This window comes from Microvirga massiliensis, from assembly GCF_001006805.1.
Lineage (GTDB): Bacteria > Pseudomonadota > Alphaproteobacteria > Rhizobiales > Beijerinckiaceae > Microvirga > Microvirga massiliensis.
Genome location: NZ_LN811376.1, coordinates 37,992 through 46,161 on the forward strand (window position 1 = coordinate 37,992; position 8,170 = coordinate 46,161).

The following is an 8,170-nucleotide window of genomic DNA, read 5'->3' on the forward strand; positions in this document are numbered from 1 at the left end:
GCCAGGGAATCATGAACAAGCCGCACGCAAAAGATGCAGCGCGGGTTTTTCCGCAGCCTGCTAGGCCTTGCAGATGCTGCAGGAGGCCAAGCAACTCGACCAGCAAGGAAAGGAGGCCGAGTGCATGCAGAGGGTCTCGCAAATCGAGGGGATGATTCCCGCGAAGGCGAAGTAATCTACCTCAGGTATTCGGCGCCGGCTCAGCGGAGATCTCTGGGAGCATTGGACTGAGGGGCCCAGGATCGGCCAAGCGGCCAGCGGGCCTGAAAGCAGGCGCTCGCCCGGGTCGAGCGGCCGCGAGCGGGGCTCGTGATGGCTGGGCCGATACGCAACAAAGCCCAACTGCACAGAAATGCCAGGGCCAGGAGGGTTCCTTGGCCTTGAGCCGGCCACGGAACCGCCCGCGAGCACTACCATTGCCTTCAACTCGGCGCGCTACGGCAGGCCTGATCACCGTCGACCGAGCCCAGAGGTTCCTGCGCCGAGCGGGGCCTTTCTCCTGGCGCTGCTGATCGGAAGAGAGGATTCCTCCATTTCGGATCGCGACGATCAAGAAACCCTCGAAGCCGCCAAGCGGGAAATCGAGAATTCCCTCACGCCAGGACCTTGCTGCGCACGAAACCGAGCCCTTGCGGTGGCAGATCATTGATTCGCTCTTGTCGGGAGCGTGCCAGGACATCTCCTTTATAGCGGACCAGATCCGCATCGCCGGCTTCCTCTACCGAGCCGTCGTAGACGCGTTAAGGAACCCCAGGCACAGGATCCACATCACGATCGATCCAAGCGTTGAGGACAAGGCCCTCGGTGGTGAATACATCCCCCTTCCTCCCAATTCCAACAGGCTGATCTTTCCCTTCGCGAAACTGGACGGCAACGTCGAGACATTGGCGAGCCGGTGCGAAGCAGTCGTGCACGAATGCACCCATGCCTGCATCGATTACACAAAGGACCGTGTCCTGGGCTCCGAAGAAGAGGTGGCGAGCTGGTTCGCGGACGCTCTTTTCCGACGTGGGCAGGGGCTGCCGATTGGAGGTGATCTGGATTTCCGCAAGAACTTTCGCGTACTTGCTGACGATGCACGGGAGTCCAATGTTCGGGGCAAGACCTTTAGGGTGCCAGAGACTGCGCTCGGGGCGCTGGAGGCGGATTTCGTCCACGTCCACAGCAAGAGGGACAAGACTTCACAGAAAGCAGCGTGCGGGTGGGTGACGGGTTCTAACTCGGCTTACCGATGAAGAGCTTGAATTGTGAGAAAGTGGATGTGGCGCAAGCCTCTGCCGTAGCTCAATGGGATCACGAACCAATAGGGTCGAGATGACGTAGATCACGCCTAAGAGTAAAATCGCAAGGCACTTTCCGGTAGTAAGGCGAGCCATCTCTGGAAAGAGGCAGGCTCGCTCCACCGCACTGGCGACCAACGCCCGCACGGGAGAAGGCCATGCGACTTCGTCCAAGTCATCTGCTGCTGATCTGCCTGGTCGCGATCACCTGGACCCATGCCGCGCCCCGGACCCAACCCGCGCCTCGAGAGATCGAGGCGAACGGCGCCAAGCTGACCTATGTGGATCAAGGGACGGGCGAGCCGATCATCTTCTTGCATGGTTCCCTCTCCGACCGGCGCGTTTGGGAGCCGATCCGGGAGACCATCGCTGCCAGGTACCGCTTCATCGCTCCGACCCTGCGATATTTCGGCACCGGCGCATGGCCCGACAAGGGCGAGCAGTTCGGCACGGCCCACCACGCCGCCGACATCGTCGCCTTCATCAGGGCCGTCAATGTCGGGCCGGTCCATCTCGTGGGCTGGTCCTACGGTGCCAACGTCGCCCTGGCGGTCGCACTCGACAGACCTGATCTCCTTCGGAGCGTCATTCTCTTCGAGCCGGCCCTCTCCTCGCTGATCCAGGAGGACGCGGCCGCAAAGGACGCGCAGCGCAGGATCTTCGGCCCGGTCGTTTCAGCCATGCGGGCCGGCGACGCCGAAAAAGCCACGAAGCTGCTCGTCGAGGGCCTCTTGGAGCTGCCGCCCGGCGGCTTCGAGAGCCTGCCCGAGGCGGTGCGCCGGATGCAACTCGACAATGCCCGGACGATGCCGCTCCTGTTTTCGGCCCCGCCGCTGTTTGTGACCTGCGACGGGCTCAAGACCTCCAACACGCCCGTGCTTATCGTCTATGGAGGGGATAGCAACGCATACTGGCGGCACATCGCCGAGGTCATGGACGCGTGCCTGCCTCGGGGAGAGGCCGTGGCACTGACGGGCGCCAAGCATGACGGCCCGGCCCGTGACCCTGCCGGCTCTGCCGCGATGATCGAGAGCTTCGTAGCAAAGCATTGAGCAAGGGCGCATCGAGATCTCGCGGGGATCGGAGCACACCTGCCAGGCACCTGAACTTGATCGGACCGCAGGTTGTTCTCGAACCTTTCGCCAGTGGCGCCACCGAAGACCTTGTCGGTGAAATTGCCGGTGCCAACGCCGCACAGATATAGAACGAGTTGAAGTGCGCCTGCAGGATCTCGGATGGGGATCGCCCGTGCGAGCTTTAAGACATTCGTCTCCGCCCGCTTGCTATCGGCTGCGTTCCAGGTGCCATCGAAGCAAACAATGAGCCGCTTGCGTGCTGTCATGAAATACACCTACTTGCATCACGATGATCAATCTGGTTGCGACCGTCGATCTCGGGACCGCTGCGCATTCGAGCTGCGCTCCGGCTATACGGCTTCTGCCCTCGCGCTTGCTATGCTGATGCTCGTATATCGGTGAAGATTTCCCTGGGTTGCTTTTGAATGAAGGCGGCAATGATCTGCTGCTCATAGGCTTTTGCCCCCTTTTACCGACGATTATCTCGTTGACTTCTTCAGGGGTGAGTGGTGCCAGATAGGGTGTCAACTGATCAGTCGTGCGCTTCGAAGCCGTCAGGACCGGGGTGAGATCGGCACTCGCCCTGCCGCAATGGCACCTCGTCCGGCGCCTGCGTCGCCTGAGCAGCATCCCTACTAAGCTGGATGCCGCAGCCGCCGCAGTATGCATCACTGGGCCCATTGGAAAAGCCGCAGATCGGGCAGGCCACTGGCAGCAGCCTGCCGCAGCGCGCGCAGTAACGGCGCTCGGCGCGGTTGTCTGCAAAGCAGGAGGTGCACCGCAAGTCGGCGCTTCCTCGCGATGGCCAGAGTGGGAGTATAGACGAACTCGAAAGATCCCGCGATACTGGAGAGGCCGGCCGATGACCGCGCCGTCCCGGGTCCTTCGGGCGATGTGTACGAACCAAGTGTCTCTATCGCAGGTCTGTCGTCGGTGAACGCACGATGTCCCCAGTGCCACCGTCATATGCAATCCGGCCCGTAACAGAGGCTGACTCACTGCATCAAGTCGGCTGGATCATCAGCAACCCGAAATGGGTCTTCCGCGGATTTGCTCCTCGGCCCTCCGAAGGCTGAATGGGTGGAAACAGCGCAGCCTCCGAAGGTTTCCTCCTCGCACATCCCGGAAGTTGAGGCGATGGCGGCTCACGGCGCTGGAGCAGACACGCAGCACAGGGGGCAGTGGCCGCGCAGACCACTTCGCGCACATTCAGAACCAACAGTGACACGCGTGCACGCTTGCACCTCAAAGGTAGCTCCACCACCACCCGCGGTGATGCGCTTTCAGCGCCGCAAACCCCCGGCAGAGCGGATACAGGATGAGAACCACGAGAACAGTCGTGGCATACACCCCTGAGAGACCCATGCCATAGCCGGCGGGCTTGTCGCTCGGTTTTCCACCGAGCAGCCACGACGCATCACCCGTAGTCACGCCCGCAAATGCGACAGCCAGCGCATGAATGAGAAAGAGGTGCGCGACATAGTAGAAGAACGGTACTCTCCCGAAGGTGATGAGCCAACTGGCCAAGCGCCCCTGCGCCTGCTCGAAAGCAGCGAGCCAGAGCAGCCCCGGACCGAGAGTCATCATGAGGTAGAGCAGCGACGGTGGGTATTTCTCGCTGTTCAGGAAGGACAGCACTGTCGCGGGCATGCTCTCCTGGACTGCCCAGGGTGCCGGATCCCCGTAGACGTTCGTGGCTCCCAGGACGACGAACCCTACCGTGATCCCTGCGCCGAACCCAATCAGCCGGTGTGTGCGAGTCTCGGGATGTGGCTTGAGCAGCGGCTTTGGAGGCTCTCCACGAACGAGCAAACAACGTGGGCGGCTTACTTCGGCAGCCCGGCTTGGCGAAGCGTCTCAATGTAGGTCTGCAACACCGGTTCGTTGACATACGGCATCCGGTCAGGGAGGCCGGCGACAGTTGCATTCGGTTCGGTCTTCAGGATCTCGTTCACGATCAGTCGTGCTCTGTCCATCCCGCCAGTTTTGACCAGCGCGACCGCGAGGCTGCGGAGCGCGAAAGCAAAGCGGCGATTTTGGGCCACCGCTTGTTCGGCCCACTGAACCGCCTCTGTGTATTTGCCTTCGACGATATACGTGAACGCCATTCCGGCCAGCGCGACCCATGGAGTAGGAGGTGTGGGGTTTAGACGCCTGGACTTTTCGATCAACTCCCGGCCGGTCGCGGGATTTCCATTCGCGGCCTCGACCCAGCCCGCCAGTGTCGTGGCGATTTCGGAGTTCGGATTGATGCTCACCGAGCGCCGAAAAAGGTCCTGCGAGCGCGGCCCGTCTTTGGCCAAGACCCAAATGGCAAACGCGGCCATCCACAGCACGTGGGGGTCGTTGGGAGCAAGAGCGATTGCGTCCCACGCCAGCTGCACGCCCCTGGGCCTCGGCTCGTCCGACCGCTCAGTCCAGCCCTGAAAATGGGAGAGACCACGATAGCACGCCGATGCTGCCATAGCCTGGGCGTAGGTGGCATCAAGCTCCAGAGCCTTATCGAGACAGCCCAAAGCCGCGGCTGTAGCTTCAGGGGTGTATTCGTTGATCAAGGAGAGCGCGCGGAGGTAGAGGTTGTAGGCATCCAGGCTCTGCGTCGGCCGGCGGCGAGCGCGGCTGGCCTCGGTAAACAGCAGCTTCGGTTCGATAACCGCAACCACGCTCTGTGTGATCCGGTCCTGGAGCTCGAAGACATCGCTCAAATCCCCATCGAATCGGTCGGCCCACAGATGGCCGCCGGATCTCGCGTCGATGAGCTGGGCCGTAATCCGCAATCGCTTGTCACTGCGGCGGACGCTGCCTTCCAGCACATAGCTCGCGCCGAGCTCATTCCCGATCTGGCGAACGTCTACCGATCGCCCCCTGAAAGTGAACGAGGAGTTCCGGGCTACGACGGTCAGTCCACTGCATTGCGCCAACCCGGTGATGATCTCCTCGGCCATCCCGTCCGCAAAATAGTCGTCTTCTTGATCACCGCTCATGTTGGCGAACGGCAGCACGGCGATTGACGGGACTTCAACAACGGAATCCTTGAAAGCGGCCTGTCGAGACACCGGCTCGAGTTCTGCCTTTGGTTTTCGTTCCTCCTCCTCTCGGACATCCCCAACAAAGCGCACACCCTTGCGCGGCAGCGTCCGGATCAGACGCTGCGTCGTGCCGTTGTCGCCGATCGCCGTTCGTGCGGCATTGATCCGGCTGCTCAGCGTGGATTCGGACACGATGCGCCCGTGCCACACGGCCTCGAGCAGGTCATCCCGGCTGGCGACGCGGTCTCGTGTGCGGACCAGGAACACCAGGAGATCGAACACCTGAGGCTCGAGCTCGATGGGGTCGCCCGCCCGGCGGAGTTGGCGACGGTCGGGGTCGAGCACGAAGTCATCAAACAGGTAGCGCATGGCACGGCTCCCACCGGGACCACACTTGCGCAGGTTACCACGGCTGTGGCTCGGGCAAAACCAACCCGCTCTAGCCGAGAAATCACCGCTGTCCAACGGCACTCCCGCTCCTGAAGTGGCAATCACCCGTTATCGCCGCTCTGGCTCGCTCCGTGGCAACTCAAGCCCGAAACCAGGGGAATCCGATCGTAGCCGCGGCATCGGAGCCAGAGGCCACAGGAAACACCATGTCCGACACGAGCATATGTGTTCTGACTTTGGTCCGAGGCGGCATCGTTCTTCTGCCATCCGCCATATTCGATCGGAACCATCGCCCGCCGGCTGGTGTCTGAACGGCGATCGAGCCGATGTCAGATCGGCTCACGGATTCGCGCGGTCGAAGACCGCCAAAATCAAGCCGGTCTCAAAGGAAAATGGACGCGCTCTCAAAGCGCGACGCGGATTGCTCTGGCAAGTTCGATACGACCGCCGGCGAGGCGCTGAGGCTTTTGATCGAACGCACTGCCGGCAACCACCTGTACGGAGACCAGAATGCTAACGGAACCTAGCCCGTTGATGCCAGCCGCAGTCCTGCCGATGCACGGTTGCCGTGAGGCCACACTAAACGAAGAGCTCGAGGTCCGGCCGGTCCTGGTAGCGCTGGAGGACTCGGCGCGCTTCTCTCTTGCTTACAATCTGTTCCGGAACAGGCTCGAACCCGATCTTTTCTGCGCCGTCCCGGAGGATCGTCCGGTTCCGACCTTCATCAAAGCGCCGAACTGGACATATGCCGGCAGGACCGACGCTGTTGCTCAGGGGGCATTTGACTCGGAAACGGTGAGGACGACCGAGTGGTTCAACGGGTTCTATCTGTTTTTGCTCTCAATCGACGAGTGCGCAGACTTCGCGGAGTACCTGGCCCAACATCTATGCGGGGACCAGAATGCTGCCGGAACCGAGCCTGTTAATGTTGATCCGTCCTGTCTGTGGCCAGTTTCAGCGAGGCCACACTAACGAACCACGAGATCCGGCCGGCCCGCACGATCACTCGCATCGTTGATCGATTTCGAACCGCGACGTGGGTCCGCTCGGTGGCGGCCGCCCATGGGCCATTGAGGCGAAGGAACACCTGCCATGAACATTCAAATTCAACCACATCTCACCGTCGCCAAACGACTCCTCCCGTTCGAATGCGTCGCGCTGGTGTTGCAGGGTGGCGGTGCACTCGGGGCCTACCAAGCCGGAGTCTACGAAGCTCTCGCGGAGGTCGGCATTCATCCCGACTGGGTCGCCGGTGTCTCAATCGGCGCCGTCAACTCCGCGATCATCGCCGGGAACGAACCGACCGAGCGGGTCGCCAAGCTGCGCACATTTTGGCAGGAGATCACGGCCAACCCGCTGCTCGACTGGTCCACGGCCCTTCATACCATCGTCCCCAAAGGTGATCTTGGGCGCGCTCTCTTCAACCAAGTGAGCGCGACCTGCGCACTCGTCAGTGGGGCCGCGAGCTTTTTCACGCCCCGGCTGCCGGTCCCCTGGCTGCACCCGGACGGTGCCCACGAGGCGACGAGCTTCTATGAGACCAAGCACCTGAAAAGCACGCTGGAGCGGCTAGTCGACTTCGACCGGATCAATGCGGGCGAGATGCGCTTCAGTGTCGGTGCCGTAAACGTGCGCACCGGTAATTTCGTCTATTTCGATAACACCACGCACAGGATCCGTCCCGAGCACGTGATGGCGAGCGGGTCGCTGCCGCCCGGCTTCCCGGCAGTCGAGATCGAAGGCGAATACTACTGGGACGGCGGCCTCATCTCGAACACGCCGCTGGAATGGGTGGTCGAGTACGGCCCGCGGCAGGACACGCTCGCGTTCCAGGTTGATTTGTGGAGCGCCCACGGCGAACTGCCTGGCAACTTGGCCGAGGTCGCGACACGGCACAAGGAAATCCAGTATTCCAGCCGGACGCGCGCCAGCACGGACCAGTTCAAGCGCGTGCAGCGCCTGCGCTATGCGCTCGCAAGCCTCCTGTCGAAGTTGCCGGACGACTTGCGAACCACCGAGGAAACGAAGCTCCTGAGCCCGGAGGCGGACCGCAAGGCCTACAACATCATCCAGCTGATTTACCGGTCGAAGCAGTACGAAGGCCACTCAAAGGATTACGAGTTTTCCCGGTTATCCATGGAGGAGCACTGGCGTGCCGGCTATCACGATGCGGTGCGCACGTTGCGACATCCCGAAGTGTTGCAGCGGCCCGACGCTCAGGAAGGGGTCCGCACATTCGATTTCCTCAAGGACGTACGGGAATAGCGCACAGAGAGACTAGCGGCCGCCAAGAACATCCTGCGCCCAACATCTCAAGCGCGACGAAGCTCCGCCCCAACGTATTCGGTCTGCAAGCCGACTTTCAGCCCCAACGATCCGCTCAATTCAACAGAGA

Annotated in this window: 6 protein-coding genes and 1 pseudogene; 3 read left to right on the forward strand and 4 right to left on the reverse strand. The window is 61.7% G+C overall.

Annotated elements, in window-relative coordinates; translation table 11 throughout:
* Positions 1 to 629: 629 nt before the first annotated feature.
* Both BN1233_RS41360 and BN1233_RS41365 read left to right on the forward strand, forming a co-directional pair.
* Positions 630 to 1,235, forward strand: coding sequence for a hypothetical protein (locus BN1233_RS41360; protein ID WP_046869512.1), 606 nt, complete (start codon positions 630 to 632; stop codon positions 1,233 to 1,235).
* 203 nt (positions 1,236 to 1,438) lie between these two features.
* The gene (locus BN1233_RS41365; RefSeq protein ID WP_048709979.1) at positions 1,439 to 2,332 is read left to right on the forward strand and encodes an alpha/beta fold hydrolase; all 894 of its coding nucleotides are present in this window, start codon (positions 1,439 to 1,441) and stop codon (positions 2,330 to 2,332) included.
* A 77-nt stretch (positions 2,333 to 2,409) separates the two neighbouring features.
* Here the strand turns inward: BN1233_RS41365 and BN1233_RS51540 are convergent.
* From BN1233_RS51540 to BN1233_RS41380, 4 genes and pseudogenes are all read right to left on the reverse strand, one after another.
* A pseudogene (locus tag BN1233_RS51540) lies at positions 2,410 to 2,622 on the reverse strand (T6SS phospholipase effector Tle1-like catalytic domain-containing protein); the annotation flags it as partial.
* Between the two features lie 266 nt (positions 2,623 to 2,888).
* The gene (locus BN1233_RS51545; protein ID WP_082145966.1) at positions 2,889 to 3,263 is read right to left on the reverse strand and encodes a double zinc ribbon domain-containing protein; all 375 of its coding nucleotides are present in this window, start codon (positions 3,261 to 3,263) and stop codon (positions 2,889 to 2,891) included.
* Between the two features lie 338 nt (positions 3,264 to 3,601).
* Positions 3,602 to 4,006 (reverse strand): acetyltransferase domain-containing protein, encoded by a 405-nt coding sequence (locus tag BN1233_RS41375; protein ID WP_147707852.1) that lies wholly within the window; start codon positions 4,004 to 4,006, stop codon positions 3,602 to 3,604.
* Between the two features lie 176 nt (positions 4,007 to 4,182).
* Positions 4,183 to 5,754 carry a winged helix-turn-helix domain-containing protein gene (locus BN1233_RS41380; protein WP_046869514.1) on the reverse strand — a complete coding sequence of 524 codons (1,572 nt, stop codon included), beginning with the start codon at positions 5,752 to 5,754 and terminating at the stop codon, positions 4,183 to 4,185.
* A gap of 1,113 nt (positions 5,755 to 6,867) precedes the next feature.
* Between BN1233_RS41380 and BN1233_RS41390 the strand changes: the two genes are divergently transcribed.
* Positions 6,868 to 8,040 carry a patatin-like phospholipase family protein gene (locus BN1233_RS41390; protein ID WP_046869516.1) on the forward strand — a complete coding sequence of 391 codons (1,173 nt, stop codon included), beginning with the start codon at positions 6,868 to 6,870 and terminating at the stop codon, positions 8,038 to 8,040.
* The last annotated feature ends 130 nt before the right edge of the window (positions 8,041 to 8,170 follow it).